This window comes from Rahnella sp. CJA17(1/100), assembly GCF_963881615.1.
In the GTDB taxonomy this organism is placed as follows: Bacteria; Pseudomonadota; Gammaproteobacteria; order Enterobacterales; family Enterobacteriaceae; genus Rahnella; species Rahnella aceris.
Map to the genome: position 1 here is coordinate 70,002 of NZ_CAWOJA010000010.1, position 16,403 is coordinate 86,404.

General features: G+C 52.7%; 17 protein-coding genes. 10 read left to right on the plus strand and 7 right to left on the minus strand.

Features of this window, described 5'->3' with window-relative positions; all coding sequences use genetic code 11:
- The first annotated feature begins 7 nt into the window (after positions 1-7).
- Together secD and secF are read left to right on the plus strand one after the other, a co-directional pair.
- Positions 8-1,855, plus strand: coding sequence for a protein translocase subunit SecD (secD, locus tag AACU55_RS06125; protein ID WP_015690312.1), 1,848 nt, complete (start codon positions 8-10; stop codon positions 1,853-1,855).
- A gap of 73 nt (positions 1,856-1,928) precedes the next feature.
- Positions 1,929-2,840: a protein translocase subunit SecF gene (gene secF, locus AACU55_RS06130; protein ID WP_049804364.1), complete on the plus strand. Its 912-nt coding sequence runs from the start codon at positions 1,929-1,931 to the stop codon at positions 2,838-2,840.
- Between the two features lie 81 nt (positions 2,841-2,921).
- Here the strand turns inward: secF and AACU55_RS06135 are convergent, their stop codons facing one another.
- Entirely contained in the window at positions 2,922-3,485 is a 564-nt protein-coding gene (locus tag AACU55_RS06135; protein WP_037036802.1) for a DUF3251 domain-containing protein, read from the minus strand.
- 160 nt (positions 3,486-3,645) lie between these two features.
- Here AACU55_RS06135 and nrdR point away from each other — a divergent pair, with 160 nt between their 5' ends.
- From nrdR to pgpA, 6 genes are all read left to right on the plus strand, one after another.
- On the plus strand, positions 3,646-4,095 hold the full coding sequence (gene nrdR, locus AACU55_RS06140; RefSeq protein ID WP_013576666.1) for a transcriptional regulator NrdR: 450 nt from the start codon (positions 3,646-3,648) through the stop codon (positions 4,093-4,095).
- 9 nt (positions 4,096-4,104) lie between these two features.
- Entirely contained in the window at positions 4,105-5,241 is a 1,137-nt protein-coding gene (gene ribD / locus AACU55_RS06145; RefSeq protein WP_013576665.1) for a bifunctional diaminohydroxyphosphoribosylaminopyrimidine deaminase/5-amino-6-(5-phosphoribosylamino)uracil reductase RibD, read from the plus strand.
- A 123-nt stretch (positions 5,242-5,364) separates the two neighbouring features.
- The gene (gene ribH / locus AACU55_RS06150) at positions 5,365-5,835 is read left to right on the plus strand and encodes a 6,7-dimethyl-8-ribityllumazine synthase (protein ID WP_013576664.1); all 471 of its coding nucleotides are present in this window, start codon (positions 5,365-5,367) and stop codon (positions 5,833-5,835) included.
- Between the two features lie 20 nt (positions 5,836-5,855).
- Positions 5,856-6,269: a transcription antitermination factor NusB gene (gene nusB, locus AACU55_RS06155; protein ID WP_013576663.1), complete on the plus strand. Its 414-nt coding sequence runs from the start codon at positions 5,856-5,858 to the stop codon at positions 6,267-6,269.
- 165 nt (positions 6,270-6,434) lie between these two features.
- Entirely contained in the window at positions 6,435-7,421 is a 987-nt protein-coding gene (gene thiL / locus AACU55_RS06160; RefSeq protein WP_134706834.1) for a thiamine-phosphate kinase, read from the plus strand.
- Positions 7,422-7,483: 62 nt separating this feature from the next.
- Positions 7,484-7,978 carry a phosphatidylglycerophosphatase A gene (gene pgpA / locus AACU55_RS06165; RefSeq protein WP_134706842.1) on the plus strand — a complete coding sequence of 165 codons (495 nt, stop codon included), beginning with the start codon at positions 7,484-7,486 and terminating at the stop codon, positions 7,976-7,978.
- A gap of 69 nt (positions 7,979-8,047) precedes the next feature.
- On the opposite strand, the gene AACU55_RS06170 is transcribed toward pgpA, so the two are convergent.
- From AACU55_RS06170 to xseB, 4 genes are all read right to left on the minus strand, one after another.
- Complete coding sequence (locus AACU55_RS06170; protein WP_134706835.1) at positions 8,048-9,022, minus strand: aldo/keto reductase; 975 nt, start codon at positions 9,020-9,022, stop codon at positions 8,048-8,050.
- A 152-nt stretch (positions 9,023-9,174) separates the two neighbouring features.
- Positions 9,175-11,037, minus strand: coding sequence for a 1-deoxy-D-xylulose-5-phosphate synthase (dxs, locus tag AACU55_RS06175; protein ID WP_134706836.1), 1,863 nt, complete (start codon positions 11,035-11,037; stop codon positions 9,175-9,177).
- A gap of 18 nt (positions 11,038-11,055) precedes the next feature.
- On the minus strand, positions 11,056-11,985 hold the full coding sequence (ispA, locus tag AACU55_RS06180; RefSeq protein WP_037036807.1) for a (2E,6E)-farnesyl diphosphate synthase: 930 nt from the start codon (positions 11,983-11,985) through the stop codon (positions 11,056-11,058).
- A 5-nt stretch (positions 11,986-11,990) separates the two neighbouring features.
- Entirely contained in the window at positions 11,991-12,233 is a 243-nt protein-coding gene (gene xseB / locus AACU55_RS06185; RefSeq protein WP_013576657.1) for an exodeoxyribonuclease VII small subunit, read from the minus strand.
- Positions 12,234-12,509: 276 nt separating this feature from the next.
- On the opposite strand from xseB, the gene thiI reads away from it, so the two are divergent.
- On the plus strand, positions 12,510-13,958 hold the full coding sequence (thiI, locus tag AACU55_RS06190; protein ID WP_037036809.1) for a tRNA uracil 4-sulfurtransferase ThiI: 1,449 nt from the start codon (positions 12,510-12,512) through the stop codon (positions 13,956-13,958).
- Positions 13,959-14,024: 66 nt separating this feature from the next.
- On the opposite strand, the gene yajL is transcribed toward thiI, so the two are convergent.
- Positions 14,025-14,633, minus strand: a complete 609-nt coding sequence (gene yajL, locus AACU55_RS06195; RefSeq protein ID WP_134706837.1) for a protein deglycase YajL — start codon at positions 14,631-14,633, stop codon at positions 14,025-14,027.
- Positions 14,596-15,507 carry a 2-dehydropantoate 2-reductase gene (panE, locus tag AACU55_RS06200; RefSeq protein WP_134706838.1) on the minus strand — a complete coding sequence of 304 codons (912 nt, stop codon included), beginning with the start codon at positions 15,505-15,507 and terminating at the stop codon, positions 14,596-14,598. Before panE ends, yajL begins: the two co-directional genes overlap by 38 nt.
- A 240-nt stretch (positions 15,508-15,747) precedes the next feature.
- Between panE and AACU55_RS06205 the strand changes: the two genes are divergently transcribed.
- A complete protein-coding gene (locus AACU55_RS06205) occupies positions 15,748-16,239 on the plus strand; it encodes a YajQ family cyclic di-GMP-binding protein (protein WP_013576652.1) in 492 nt (163 codons plus the stop codon).
- Positions 16,240-16,403: the final 164 nt, after the last annotated feature.

Genomic DNA, 16,403 nt, shown 5'->3' on the forward strand with positions numbered 1-16,403 from the left:
AACTGCCGTGTTAAACCGTTATCCTGCGTGGAAGTATCTGATGTTGATCGTTGTGGTCATCGTCGGGCTGCTTTATGCACTTCCCAACCTTTATGGTGAGGATCCGGCTGTTCAAATCACTGGTGCTCGGGGTTCCGACGCCAGTGAAGCAACGCTGGACCAAGTCCGTAACGTATTAGATCAAAGCAAAATCCAGATCAAATCAGTTGCTCTGGAGAATGGCGCTATTCTTGCCCGTTTTAACGACACGGATGTACAGCTTCGTGCACGTGAAGCGCTGACTGAAGCGTTGGGCGACAAGTTTGTTATTGCACTGAACCTCGCGCCGGCAACGCCGCGCTGGTTGAGCATGCTGGGCGCTGAGCCGATGAAGCTGGGCCTCGACTTGCGTGGGGGTGTTCACTTCCTGATGGAAGTGGATATGGATACCGCGCTGAGTAAGCTGCAAGAGCAGACAATGGACAACATGCGCAGCGACCTGCGCGACAAGAATATTCCTTATGCCACGGTGCGTAAGCTCGACAACTATGGCGTTGAAGTGCGTTTCCGCGATGCTGCTACCCGTGATTCTGCGGTCAGCTACCTGAGCCCACGTCACCGCGATTTAGTGATCACTAACAGTGGCGACAATGCCATCCGTGTAGTGATGACTGATGCTCGCCTGAGTGAAGCCCGCGAGTATGCCGTTCAGCAAAACATCACCATCCTGCGTAACCGTGTAAACCAATTGGGTGTGGCCGAGCCGCTGGTACAGCGTCAGGGTGCTGACCGTATCGTGGTTGAGTTACCGGGTATTCAGGATACTGCGCGCGCTAAAGAAATTTTGGGCGCGACCGCGACACTGGAATTCCGTCTGGTTAACACCAATGTAGATGCTTCTGCTGCTTCAACCGGTCGTGTGCCGGGCGACAGCGAAGTGAAAAACATGCGTGATGGCCGTCCGGTTGTTCTGTACAAACGCGTGATCCTGACCGGTGACCACATCACTGATTCCACATCCAGCATGGATGAGTACAATCAGCCGCAGGTTAACATCTCTCTCGACAGCGCTGGCGGTAACGCCATGTCTAACTTCACCAAGGATAACATCGGTAAACCGATGGCAACCTTGTTCGTGGAGTACAAAGACAGCGGTAAGAAAGATGCCAATGGCCGTGCGATTCTGGCGAAGCAGGAAGAAGTTATCAACGTGGCGACCATTCAGTCACGCCTGGGTAACAGCTTCCGTATCACCGGAGTGAACGATCCGAATGAAGCCCGCCAGTTGTCCCTTCTGTTGCGCGCCGGTGCGTTGATCGCGCCAATTCAGATAGTTGAAGAGCGTACTATCGGCCCGACCTTAGGGATGCAAAACATCACTCAGGGTCTGGAAGCGTGCTTGTGGGGTCTGGTGGCATCCATTCTGTTCATGGTGGTTTGGTACCGTAAGTTCGGCATTATCGCCACGACAGCGCTGGTCGCTAACCTGATCCTGATTGTCGGGATCATGTCTCTGCTGCCTGGTGCGACGCTGACCATGCCGGGTATTGCCGGTATCGTCCTGACGCTGGCGGTGGCCGTCGACGCCAACGTACTGATAAACGAACGTATCAAAGAAGAGCTGAAGAACGGACGTTCCGTTCAGCAGGCGATTCATGAAGGCTATAAAGGCGCGTTCTCAAGTATCGTTGATGCCAACATTACGACCCTGATCACGGCAATTATTCTTTATGCAGTGGGTACCGGTTCGATTAAAGGCTTTGCTATCACCACCGCTATCGGTGTGGCAACCTCGATGTTTACGTCGATCGTGGGGACCCGTGCAATCGTGAACCTGGTTTACGGCGGCAAACGCATTAAAAAGCTGTCTATCTGAGGAGTGCGTTGTGGCACAGCAACAACCATATACTGTTGAACAACTGAACTACGGCCGTAAAGTCATCGACTTTATGCGCTGGGACAACGTGGCCTTCTGTATTTCAGGCCTGTTGTTTATCGCATCCGTTGCGATTATGGGGGTTCGCGGGTTCAACTGGGGTCTGGATTTCACCGGCGGTACCGTCATTGAAATCAGCCTTAGCCAGCCCGCGAACCTGGACGTAATGCGTGCCGATCTGGAAAAAGCAGGATTCAAGGATCCTGTGGTTCAGAACTTCGGTAGCAGCCGTGATGTGATGGTTCGTCTTCCACCTGTATCGGGTAATGCCGGTCAGGAACTGGGAAATAAAGTCCTTAGCCTGGTGAACGCGGATATCGATAAAGACGCGACCGTGAAACGTGTCGAGTTTGTCGGCCCGAGCGTGGGGAGTGATCTGGCGCAGGCTGGTGGCATGGCCCTGCTGATGGCGTTGATCTGTATCCTGATTTACGTCGGTTTCCGTTTTGAATGGCGACTGGCGCTGGGGGCGGTAATCGCACTGGCGCACGACGTGATCATCACCATGGGCGTATTGTCACTGTTCAGGATCGAAATTGATCTGACCATCATCGCGTCCCTGATGTCAGTTATCGGCTACTCGCTGAATGACTCCATCGTGGTATCGGACCGTATTCGTGAAAACTTCCGCAAAATTCGTCGCGGGAACTCTTACGAAATCATGAACGTGTCCCTGACCCAGACGTTAAGCCGTACCATTATGACTTCAGCGACCACGCTGATGGTGGTACTGATGCTCTATATCTTTGGCGGTGCGTTGCTGGAAGGCTTCTCACTGACCATGCTGATTGGTGTGTCGATTGGTACGGTTTCGTCCATCTACGTGGCGTCCGCGCTGGCTCTGAAACTGGGCATGAAGCGTGAACACATGCTGCAGCAGAAAGTGGAAAAAGAGGGCGCTGATCAGCCTTCCATTCTTCCGTAATTTGCCGATGGTTGTCCCGTTCGGAAAAGAAAACAAAAACCCCGCAATGCGGGGTTTTTTTTCATCTGCAACTCGTTGTCTTTATCTGGTAACGACGGGCTGTGCCTGCGGTGTCGCCACAATATTATGCAGGTGAACAAATCCCAGAGTTTCGACAGTGACCTGATTAAATTTCACATCGACCGTTTTCACCGGGCCTGGCAAGAGGTCTGGCTCGACGCTAATGGTCTGGGTTTGCATATCAACAGTCAGCGGTTTGCCCGTGACCGGGTCGAGCTGCCCCCAGCTCAGGGAAGCCGTAAACGGCGGCAATGGCTGGCCCGCATTGTTTTTGATTTCCAGCACGGCCTCTACGCCGCTGGCATCCGGGGCGACGCGGATCAACTGAACACTTAATTCACCAATATTACTTTTCAGCAAGGCGGCACTTTTGGCTGCAGGTAACAAATAGACACCATTATTTGACTGGCGGTTGAGCGTGGTTTGCTGCTCCAGCGCGATGGCCAGATCCGTCAGGCGTTGCAGTTTTTGATTGAGCTGACCGACTTCTGTTTTCAGCTCCGGGATTTGTGAATTTTGCGTCGCGCAACCCGTCAGGCTGAACAATGCGGCGCAGATCAGCAAAAGGCGTGGGTGTTTTGTCATATCAGAGACTTCCTTTCATCTGCCCGTTGAAACATTCCGTCCGGGCACCAATATTGATAGTTAAGTTTAACCCGATGTCGATGAAAGTAGCGACAGCCTTTGTTGTCGGCAAACTTCGGGTTAAACTAATGTCCAATTGAGTTCGCGATCAGGAAGTGCTATGCATTGCCCATTTTGTGCCGCTGTTGATACTAAAGTCATCGATTCCCGTCTGGTAGGCGATGGATCGCAGGTTCGCCGTCGCCGTCAGTGTCTGGTGTGCCATGAACGTTTCACCACGTTTGAAGTGGCGGAACTGGTGATGCCTCGCGTCATTAAAAGCAATGAAGTTCGTGAACCGTTCAACGAAGACAAACTTCGCAGTGGCTTTCTGAAAGCACTGGAAAAACGCCCGGTCAGTTCCGATGACGTCGAAACGGCCATCAGCCACATTAAGTCGCAGTTGCGTGCGACCGGTGAACGTGAAATTCCGGCCAAAATGATCGGCAATCTGGTAATGGACGCCCTGAAAGGGCTGGATAAAGTCGCCTATATCCGCTTTGCATCGGTGTATCGCAGTTTCGAAGATATTCGTGAGTTTGGTGAAGAAATCGCCCGTCTTCAGGATTAAGGAAAGCTGATGTCGCCTGACCAACAAGTTGCCGAAAACCCTACCGATGAACACTACATGGCGCGGGCTTTCGAGCTGGCGCGTCGCGGGCGTTTCACCACGACACCTAATCCCAACGTCGGTTGTGTCATTGTATTAAATGGCGAAATCGTCGGTGAGGGCTATCATTTGCGTGCCGGTGAACCGCATGCTGAAGTCCACGCATTACGCATGGCAGGTGAGAAAGCGAAAGGGGCGACAGCCTATGTGACGCTGGAGCCGTGCAGTCATCATGGTCGCACGCCGCCGTGTGCCGATGCATTACTGGCAGCAGGTGTTGCCCGTGTTGTCGCCGCGATGCAGGATCCTAACCCGGAAGTCGCGGGGCGTGGTTTATACCGCCTCAAACAAAACGGCGTTGATGTCAGCCACGGGCTGATGCATCCGCAGGCTGAAGCCGTGAATCTGGGGTTCCTGAAACGAATGCGGACCGGTTTCCCTTATGTTCAGCTCAAAATGGGCGCGTCTTTAGATGGCAGAACTGCGATGGCCTCGGGCGAAAGCCAGTGGATCACCTCGGCTGCCGCCCGTGCTGATGTTCAGCGTTTTCGCGCTGAAAGCTCGGCGATTCTGAGCACCAGTGCCACTGTTCTCGCGGACAATCCCTCGCTGAATGTACGCTGGAGCGAACTGGGCAGTGAGGTGCAGGCGATTTATCCCGAGGAAAATCTGCGTCAACCGCTGCGGGTTATTCTCGACAGTCAGAATCGCGTGACGCCACAGCATCAGGTGGTGAATTTACCCGGTGAAGTCTGGCTGGCGCGGCTGGAAGCTGACACGCAAGTCTGGCCGGGATCCGTCGAGCAATGGCGTGTGGCCGGGCGCGACAACCGTATTGATCTGGTTCTGCTGATGATGCAACTGGCGAAACGGCAGATAAATTCCATCTGGGTGGAAGCCGGTGCACAACTGGCCGGTGCCTTATTACAAGCCGGTCTGGTTGATGAATTAATCGTTTATATGGCGCCTAAGTTATTGGGCGATAATGGCCGCGCACTGTGTGAACTGCCTGGATTGCAGCATTTGGCGGATGCCCCTGAATTTGTTTTCAATGATATCCGTCAGGTCGGCTCTGACTTACGTTTGCGCCTGAAACCGGTGTATTGAGAATTTTACTCCTCCCTGCGGAATGACTTTAAAAGCGCATGTCCAGACAGGGTAATTTTATGATAGAATCCGCCCCCCTGCGGCTGGGGTTGAGAAACTCCTGAACCCACTTTAAGGAAAACTATGAACGTTATCGAAGGTGTTGTAGCCACGCCTAACGCGCGCGTAGCGATCGCGATTGCTCGTTTTAACAATTTTATCAACGACAGCCTGCTCTCTGGCGCTGTTGATGCGTTGAAACGTATTGGTCAGGTTAGCGATGACAACATCACCGTAGTCTGGGTCCCGGGCGCATACGAATTGCCTCTGGCAACCCGCGCACTGGCTGAAAGCGGTAAGTATGATGCGGTTGTTGCACTTGGCACCGTGATCCGCGGGGGCACTGCCCACTTTGAATTTGTAGCGGGCGAATGCAGCTCTGGCCTGTCCAGCGTTGCCATGAACAGCGAAATCCCGGTGGCCTTTGGTGTGCTGACGACAGAAAGCATTGAACAAGCCATCGAACGCGCAGGGACAAAAGCCGGTAACAAGGGTGCAGAAGCTGCACTGACCGCGCTTGAAATGATTAATGTTATCAAGGCTATTAAGGCCTGAATCTAGTTAAGGGGAAATCCGTGAAACCTGCTGCTCGTCGCCGCGCCCGTGAATGTGCCGTTCAGGCGCTTTACTCCTGGCAGTTGTCGAAAAATGACATCGCCGATGTTGAATTAGAATTCCTGACCGAGCAGGATGTCAAAGACGTAGACATTGCCTATTTCCGCGAACTGCTGGCTGGTGTAGCAAACAGTGCTGAGAAACTCGATGCACTGATGGCGCCATACCTGTCCCGCCAGTTGGATGAACTGGGCCAGGTGGAAAGAGCTATTTTGCGTCTGGCTCTGTTTGAGCTGAGCAAACGCCAGGACGTTCCTTATAAAGTGGCGATCAACGAAGCTATCGAACTGGCCAAAACTTTTGGGGCTGAAGACAGTCATAAGTTCGTCAATGGTGTGCTGGATAAAGCAGGCCCACATATTCGTAAAAAGTGATCGTCAAAAAGGGTCAGCCTCGTTCACAAATGGCGACAGTCATTTTCGGTTGATTTCTGGCTCTGTTGATAATCTGGTGATGTCACTGCGTTTATCCTTTGTGTGACACCCTTCTTAAGGCCGGATTTCCGGCCTTAAGTCATTCTAACGATTTGGAAATGTACTATGGCATGCGGCGAATTTGATGTCATCACTCGCTACTTTAACCGGTTCAGAACTGCCCGGCAGGATGTGCATTTAGGCATTGGTGATGATTGTGCCTTACTGACGGTTGGCGAGAAGCAGCTATTAGCAGTCAGTACCGATACGCTGGTCGAAGGTATCCATTTTCTAAAAACTATTTCACCTTCCGACCTGGGCTATAAAGCGCTGGCGGTTAACCTGAGCGATCTGGCCGCGATGGGCGCCGATCCTGCCTGGGTTTCGCTGGCCCTGACGCTGCCGGAAGTGAACACCGACTGGTTGCAGGCATTCAGCGACAGTCTGTTTGAACAACTCAATTATTACGGCATGCAGTTGATTGGCGGCGACACTACGCGTGGCCCGCTGAGCATGACGTTAACCATTCAGGGGCTGGTGCCTGTGGGGCGTGCATTAACCCGTTCCGGTGCAGGCATTGGTGACTGGATCTTCGTCACCGGTACCCTCGGTGACAGTGCTGCGGGGCTCGCTATTCTGCTGGAACAGCTGAATGTTACTGATACCGATAACCGCGAATTTCTGCTCAAACGCCATCTGCGGCCTTCGCCACGCGTTCTGCAAGGGCAGGCGCTGCGCGATTTAGCAACATCTGCTATCGATCTTTCTGACGGGTTGATGTCGGATCTTAAACATATACTGACTGCCAGTGAATGTGGCGCGCGGCTCGATCTTGATGCGATCCCATTATCGGCTGCATTGAATAAAGTTGCCGATCCTGAGCAGGCGCTGAAATGGGCGCTGACCGGAGGCGAAGATTATGAACTTTGCTTCACTGTGCCGGAAATTAACCGCGGTGCGCTGGATGTGGCACTGAGCCATCTGGGTGTCAACTTTACCTGTGTTGGCCAGATTGCGCCGCTTTCAGAAGGTATTAAGTTTATGCGTTCTGGCTTACCGGTAGAACTTGAATGGCAAGGTTTTGACCACTTTGCCGGAGAGGAATTGTTGTGAATATTGGCCGTAAAAAACGCCCGGCGGGGTACAAGGGAAAAACCGGTGATCCGGTTCAGGACATGGCTGCGGCTAAAAAGCGTCTTGATCTGCGTAATCCGTGGCATTTACTGGCGACCGGTTTTGGCAGCGGTTTATTCCCTGTTGGTCCGGGCACTGCGGGCTCCATCGCTGCGATCCCGTTCTGGATTGTCATGACCTACCTGCCGTGGCAGGTGTATTCCATGATTGTCATGTTCAGTATTTGTATCGGGGTTTATCTTTGCCGACAGACCGCGCGCGACATGCGGGTTCATGACCACGGCAGTATTGTATGGGATGAATTTGTTGGCATGTGGATCACCCTGATGGCGATCCCGGTCAACGACTGGCGCTGGGTATTGATTGGCTTTATCGTTTTCCGCGTGCTGGATATCTGGAAGCCGTGGCCGATCCGCTGGTTTGACCGCAACGTGCAGGGCGGAATGGGTATCATGATCGATGATGTGGTAGCCGGTGTACTGGGTGCGGCGATTATCTATCTGATCGGGCATCACTGGCCGCTGGGTCTGTTCTGATCCGTTTCAGATAGTAATAAAAAAGCGTTGCCGGGTTTTCCCTGACAACGCTTTTTTTACGCGTTTATATTACTGAAAGCCGGTCGCCTGATGCGGTACATAAGCCATTTCCAGCTCGGCGATCTCTTCAATCGAAAGTTTCACCTCCAGCGCGGCAATGGCATCTTCCAGATGAGCGGGGCGCGAAGCACCGATAATTGGCGCGGTCACGACGTGTTTACTCAGGATCCACGCCAGTGCGATCTGTGCGCGTGGCACGCCGTGATCTTCCGCTATTTTCCCGACACGTTCAGCAATTTTACCATCAGCTTCATCGGTGGCGTCATACAGCGTTTTGGCAAAATTATCGGAAACTGAACGTACGGTGGTTTCTCCCCACGGACGGGTCAGTTTGCCGCGAGCCAGCGGACTCCACGGCAATACTGCAATGTTCTTTTCCAGACACAGCGGGTACATCTCGTTTTCTTCTTCACGCTGGATCAGATTGTACTGATCCTGCATCGACACAAAACTCGCCCAGCCGTTTTGCGCAGAGACATCCAGCGCGTGTTTGAATTGATGCGCATGCATCGATGACGCGCCGATAAATCGCGCCTTACCGGCTTTGACGACGTCATTCAGTGCTTCAAGTGTTTCTTCAATGGGTGTTTCGTAATCCCAGCGATGGATTTGCAGCAGGTCGACATACTCCATGCCGAGACGGCGCAGGCTGTCATCGATGGATTGCATAATCGAGGCGCGTGAAAGCCCCGGTTTTAATCCGGTGACGGCGTTGTACACTTTGGTCGCCACGACAATCTCATCGCGTCTGGCGAAATCCTTCAGGGCGCGGCCAACGATTTCCTCGCTGCTACCGTCGGAATAGCTGTTGGCGGTGTCAAAGAAGTTAATGCCGGCATCCAGGGCCTGCTGGATGATCGAGCGACTGCTCTCTTCCGGTAACGTCCACGCATGAGTGCCGCGATCTGGTTCGCCAAAAGTCATACAACCGAGACACAGTTTCGATACTTTTAGTCCGGTTTTTCCTAATGTGGTGTATTGCATGACATCTCCTGGTAATCATGAAGTGATAACAGAAAATCATTGAAAATGATTAGCACGCTATAACTGTAGCTTAAAGCAGGGGGAACTCGTGTGACTGAAGGGGAAAATGGAGAGGGAAATCCCCTCTTTCAGGTAGAAAGAGGGGAGGGGAATCAGGCCAGCCAGTCGGTTATCTGACGGTCAATGCCTTCGGCATCCAGTCCTAAATCGTGACGAATTTCTTCCTGTGTGCCTTGCGGAACAAAACTGTCCGCCAGACCGATATTCAGCACCGGCACCAGAATACGTCTGGACATCAGCAGTTCATTCACGCCACTGCCCGCCCCCCCCATGATGGCGTTTTCTTCCAGTGTGACCAGCACTTCATGGCTTGACGCCAGTTCCTGAATCAGTGCTTCATCGAGTGGTTTCACAAAGCGCATATCCACGACGGTCGCGTTGCGTTTTTCCGCTGCGGCCAGCGCTTCAGGCAACAATGTGCCGAAGTTAAGAATCGCAACTTTCTCGCCTTCACGACGCACGACGCCTTTACCGATTGGCAGTGAAGCCAGCGGTTCACTGGTGGCGCCGGTACCATTACCACGTGGATAACGCACGGCAACCGGCCCGCTGTTATGGTGATAACCGGTGTGCAGCATCTGACGACATTCGTTTTCGTCGCTAGGCGTCATGATGGTCATGTTCGGGATGCAGCGCAGGAAGGAGAGATCGAACGCGCCCTGATGTGTCTGACCATCCGCTCCGACGATACCACCGCGGTCGATAGCAAACAGTACCGGAAGATTCTGGATCGCCACATCGTGGATCACCTGATCATAGGCGCGTTGCAGAAACGTCGAGTAGATCGCCACAATCGGCTTGTATCCGCCAATCGCAAGGCCTGCCGCAAAGGTGACCGCATGCTGTTCGGCAATGGCCACGTCGAAATACTGCTGCGGGTATTCACGCGAGAAACGCACCATACCGGATCCTTCACGCATCGCTGGCGTGACAGCCATCAGCTTGCTGTCTTTGGCCGCGGTTTCGCACAACCAGTCGCCGAAAATCTTCGAATAGGTTGGCAGACCTTCTTTGCTTTTCGGCAACGTGCCGGAAGCCGGATCGAATTTAGGCACGGCATGGAAGCTGATCGGATCTTTTTCGGCTGGGGCGTAGCCTTTGCCTTTTTTCGTCATGATATGCAGTAGCTGCGGGCCTTTCAGGTCACGCATGTTTTTCAGCGTTTGCGCCAGCGCCACCACGTCGTGACCATCGACCGGCCCGATATAGTTAAAGCCCAGCTCTTCAAACAGCGTGCCCGGCACCATCATGCCTTTCAGATGTTCTTCGGTACGGCGCACCAGTTCTTTAATCGGTGGCAGGCCAGACAGGACTTTCTTGCCGCCTTCACGCAGACGCGAATACAGCTTGCCGGAGAGCAACTGTGCCAGATGATTATTCAGCGCGCCGACGTTTTCGGAAATCGACATCTCATTGTCGTTGAGGATAACCAGCATGTCAGGTTTGATGTCGCCTGCGTGGTTCATCGCTTCAAACGCCATACCTGCGGTGATCGCGCCATCGCCAATTACACAAACGGTACGACGACCTTTACCTTCACGTTCAGCAGCCACCGCCATGCCGAGGCCTGCGCTGATGGAGGTCGATGAGTGACCAACGGATAAGGTGTCGTATTCGCTTTCACCACGCCAGGGGAACGGGTGCAGACCGCCTTTCTGACGAATGGTGGAAATACGATCACGGCGACCGGTCAGAATTTTGTGCGGATAGGCCTGATGGCCGACATCCCAGACAACGTGGTCGAACGGCGTGTTATAGACATAATGCATCGCCACGGTCAGTTCAACCGTCCCCAGACCGGACGCAAAGTGTCCGCTGGACTGACTGACGCTGGCCAATAAATATTGGCGCAGCTCATCGCAGAGCTTAGGCAAGCTCTCTTTAGGAAGTGAACGGAGATCTTCAGGATTCTCCGCCAGCGCCAGTGTCGGGTATTTGGCTAATTCAAGGCTCATCAGTTGCTCATAGTAAGTTTAATTATCGCGTTCAATGATAAAGCTGGCTAACGCGAGAAGTGGCGCTGTGTTGTAAGAAAGTGCCGCCAACTGATCCAGTGCGGAAACGGCTTCCTGATACAGGTCCATGGCCTTAGCCTTTGCGCCGTCCAGCCCCAACAGGGCAGGATAGGTACTTTTTCCGAGTTGCTGGTCAGCGCCCTGGCGTTTGCCGAGCGTAGCGGTATCGCCAACCACGTCCAGGATATCGTCCTGAACCTGAAATGCTAAACCAATAGCCTGCGCGTAGTTATCCAGTATCGGTAAAACAGCACGTCCGGTTTCACCGGCAGCCAGCGCGCCCATGCGTACGGCGGCGCGGATCAGCGCACCGGTTTTATGGCGATGAATTTGTTCCAGTGCGTCGAGGTCAACCTGCTGACCTTCAGCGGCTAAATCCAGGGCCTGACCGCCACACATCCCGCTGGATCCGCTGGCGAGGGCCAGTTCAGAAATCATCGCCAGACGATCTTTTACCGCAACATCCGGCATTTCACTGTCAGCCAGAATCGAGAATGCCAGTGTTTGCAGAGCATCGCCCGCCAGAATCGCATTGGCTTCGCCAAATTTAATGTGGCAGGTCGGTTGACCACGACGCAAATCGTCGTCGTCCATGGCCGGTAAATCATCGTGTATCAGCGAATACGCATGGATGCATTCCACGGCAGCCGCAGGCGCATCGAGATTTTTCAGATCCAGACTGAACAACTGGCCGCTGGCGTAAACCAGATACGGACGCAGACGTTTACCGCCCAGCAACGCACCGTAACGCATGGCTTCAACCAGCGGTAAGTCGGCCAGCGGCAGTGCGCTGATATAGGCTGTTAATACCTGATCGACACGCTGTTGCATTGCGCGCAGTTCATGCGTAAATCCGTCAGCGCTGGAAAGGGAGATCGCTTCAGACATGACAGTTACTCGGCTTCCGGGGTGAACGGGGTCAGCGGAGCGTCGTTGTCGCTGTCGAGCAGGATTTGAACGCGCTGTTCTGCCTGTTGCAGCTTTTGCTGCCCCTGACGCGCCAGCTGGACGCCTTGCTCAAATTCGTTGAGTGCGTCTTCTAAAGGCAACTCGCCTGATTCGAGGCGGGAAACGATCTGTTCCAGTTCGGCCAGAGCCGTTTCAAAATTGGCAGGTGGTGCAGATTTTTTTGGCATAATTCTCTTTTAATATCGTTGATCAGAATGGATGATCGAAGTACTGAGGCGGCAGAGTCAGCGCTCAGCCTCAAGAGACATTCCTGTCCAGCATGACATCTGCTGCAGGGTTTTGTGCACAGAGTACCCATTTTAAGTGATATACTCTGCGCCGCAGATATTATTGCTAAGCCCAATGTGACACAAAATGAACATTTGGCTTAGCAATAATAGGATCCTAGATCCTTATTCAGCGACTTACTACCCCGTTTTTTCACCTGCTAACAAAAGACTGCCATGAAGTTTATCATTAAATTGTTCCCTGAAATCACCATCAAGAGCCAATCTGTGCGTTTGCGCTTCATTAAGATCCTCTCGAGCAGCATTCGCAATATCGTGCGACCGCATGATGAGACGCTGGCGGTGGTCCGCCACTGGGATCATATCGAAGTTCGCAGTAAAGACGAAAGCAAACACGACCTGATTCAGGAATTGCTCTGCCGCATTCCAGGTATCCGTTATGTTGAAGAAGTTGAAGACCGTCCTTACACCGATGTCCACAACATCTTCGAGCAAGCGCTGGAAGCTTACCGTGATGAAGTGGCAGGCAAAACTTTCTGTGTGCGTGTTAAACGTCGTGGTAAACATGATTTTACGTCTACCGAGGTTGAACGCTATGTCGGCGGTGGCCTGAATCAGCACATTGAATCAGCGAAGGTCAGCCTGAAAGATCCGCAGGTCACGGTGAAACTGGAAATTAACGACGATAAGCTGGTGCTGGTGAAAAGCCGCCTCGAGGGTCAGGGCGGTTACCCGATTGGCACGCAGGAAGATGTGCTGTCACTGATTTCTGGTGGTTTCGACTCCGGTGTATCCAGTTATATGCTGATGCGTCGCGGCTGTCGTGTGCATTATTGCTTCTTTAATCTCGGCGGCGCAGCGCATGAAATCGGTGTGAAACAGGTGGCGCATTATCTGTGGAACCGTTTCGGCAGCTCGCACCGGGTGCGTTTTATCGCGGTTGATTTCGAACCGGTCGTCGGTGAAATCCTCGAAAAAGTTGAAGACGGTCAGATGGGCGTTGTCCTGAAACGTATGATGGTGCGTGCGGCGTCTTCCATTGCTGAGCGCTACGGCGTGCAGGCACTGGTCACCGGTGAAGCGCTGGGGCAGGTTTCCAGCCAGACGCTGACCAATTTGCGTTTAATCGACAATGTTTCTGACACGCTTATTTTGCGTCCGCTGATTTCTCACGATAAAGAGCACATCATCAAGATTGCCCGTGAAATCGGTACGGAAGATTTTGCGAAAACCATGCCGGAATACTGCGGTGTGATTTCGAAAAGCCCGACGGTGAAAGCGGTGAAAGCAAAAATCGAAGCCGAAGAAGCGATGTTCGATTTTGAGGTGCTGGATAAAGTAGTCAGCGAAGCGCGCAATGTCGATATTCGCGAAATTGCTACACAGGCGGCGGAAGTGGTACCGGAAGTGGAAACTGTGGCTGAGTTCGTGTCAACAGACGTCGTTCTGGATGTCCGGGCACCGGATGAAGTGGAAGCCCAGCCGCTGGCACTGGAAAACGTTGAAGTGAAGCCGCTGGCGTTCTACAAACTGGCCACTCAATTTGGCGATCTGGATCAGAACAAAACCTATCTGTTGTATTGCGACCGTGGCGTGATGAGCCGTTTACAGGCGCTGTATCTGAAAGAACAGGGCTTTAACAACGTGAAAGTCTATCGTCCGTAAATGATATTCCGGATGTAAAAAAGGGGTTCAGCATCGCTGAGCCCCTTTTTACTGGCGGTAATCGGATCACGACTCCCGGGCACCTTCATCGGTGTAGTTATAAATCCCCGGAGCCAGAACCAGTTGCGCGGCAATTTCCGCTGCTTTTGTTTTACCCAGCAACAGATCGATAATTTTCAGGGCAAATTCCATTGACGTGCCCGGCCCCTGACTGGTCAGAAGATTAACGCGTGGATCGAAAATCACCCGACGATCGGACCATTTATTCGGGTCAATCTTATCCTTTAGGCCCGGAAAGCCGGTCATATTCCCGACCGGGAATAAATCGTGATACTCCAGCACCAGCGCCGGTGCGGCGCAGATAGCCGCAACAATTTTACCGCTGACATGCATCTGGCGCACTTTCTCTACCAGCAGCGGGCTTTCGCTGAAACAGGTTGCGCCACCGAGGCCACCGGGCAGAACGATCACGTCATGCTCATCATCTGCAACATCTACCAATGCGACATCGGCCAGAATACGCACGCCGCGCGAGCAGCGGATTTCCAGGTTGCCATCGCCTGCGACACTGGCTATCGTGACGTTAATGCCCGCCCGCACCAGCAAGTCAATTGCGGTAACGGCTTCTATTTCTTCGCTACCAGGTGCCAGGCAGACCAGAACTGACGCGCTCATAATCGTTTTCCTTTCTCTTAATCTGTTCAAATAAGCGGTTATTAACCGGCAGGGTCAGGCCGAACTTACGCCCGCGGCGCAGGACATAGCCGGTGATATAATCAATTTCGGTATGACGTTGATTGCGAATATCCTGCAGCATCGACGAATGGTTAGCGGAGGTGGATTCAATCACCTGATAGACGAAGCTGAGCAAAGATTCTCTGTGAATTTCGACGCCTTCAATCGCCATCACCTGCGCGACCTCCTGACTGATTTGCTCAATCTGATCGGCATACGCCAGCAGGTCGCCGTTGGTGCAATCATACAAAGCTGTCAGCGGATTAATCACGCAGTTCACCGCCAGCTTATTCCACAGCGACGGCTTGATGTTGTCATGCCAGGCCACGTCCGGTAAGGCATTATGCAGCGTATCCGCCAGTGAACTCAGCGCCGTACCGCGCGGAGTCACCGGGCCGATATGCGTCGCTCCGGCAGCCACATGGACAATTGCGTTGCCTTCATGACGCGCCGCATGGGTCGTTGCGCCCTGCAAAATCGCCAGACGGTTAGGGGGTAATTCATCAACAGTGCCCATGCCATTATGCAGCAGTAATATCGCGCAATTATCATTAAGCATCGGCATCAGCGTGCTTATTGCGCCGGAAACCTGCCACGCTTTCAACGTGACCAGCAGTAATTCGCTTTGTGCCAGATGTTCCGGGTCGTTAGTAGGCATATTGCGATTAAAAGCAATGCCTTCCGGCGAAATAACGTTAACGGCACAAAATGGCTGCGCAATGCGGATCCAGCCCTGAACGTCGTGACCTTGCTGATAAAGGGCCGAAAGCCAAAGTTGTCCCAGCGCACCGCAACCCAATACTGTTATTTTCATTGTGCCTCCCGGGAATTGTGGCGAAACAGGGCCATGAAATAGTTTGTTGAAAGAATATTCTGCTGTCCGGTTATCTTATTAGTATAGACATTTGTGCTGTAGATCACATTTTCACCTGCACTTTTTGACCCTCTGAGCATTTTATGTCCGGTACTTTGCTGTCGTTTGGCATCGGGGGTTGAAGGCGGTATTATGCACGCCATATAACGTGCAACACAAAAACTACAGGGAGAAGCGATTATGCCGTCTTTTGACATTGTTTCCGAAATCGACATGCAGGAAGTGCGCAATGCCGTGGAAAATGCCAGCCGTGAACTGCAAACCCGCTGGGATTTCCGCAACATTCCTGCCAGCTTCGATCTCAATGAAAAAAACGAGAGTATCAAAGTGGCCAGCGAATCAGATTTTCAGGTAAATCAGCTGGTCGATATTCTGCGTGAGAAGTTAGCCAAACGTGGCATTGAAGGCGGGGCGCTGGAAATTCCTGAGCAGATGGAGCACAGCGGTAAAACCTACAGCGTTGATGCCAAACTGCATTCCGGCATTGAATCCGCGCTGGCGAAGAAAATCGTCAAGCTGATCAAAGACAGTAAAATTAAAGTGCAGGCACAGGTTCAGGGCGACGAAGTCCGTGTTACCGGCAAAGCGCGTGATGATTTGCAGGCCGTAATGGCATTGATCCGCAACGGTGATCTGGGACAGCCGTTCCAGTTTAAGAATTTCCGCGACTGATAGCCTTCGTACTACGGTTATTTTAAAGGGACGCATTGCGTAATGCCGGTCACTTAAGGTGACCGGCATTGTTTTTTAAGGGATATTTCGACCTTTTTTCTCTCACTTCCCTGACATATTCACGCTCACGTCTCGAGGGCAGTTTTAGCATCGCTGCGTTGCTG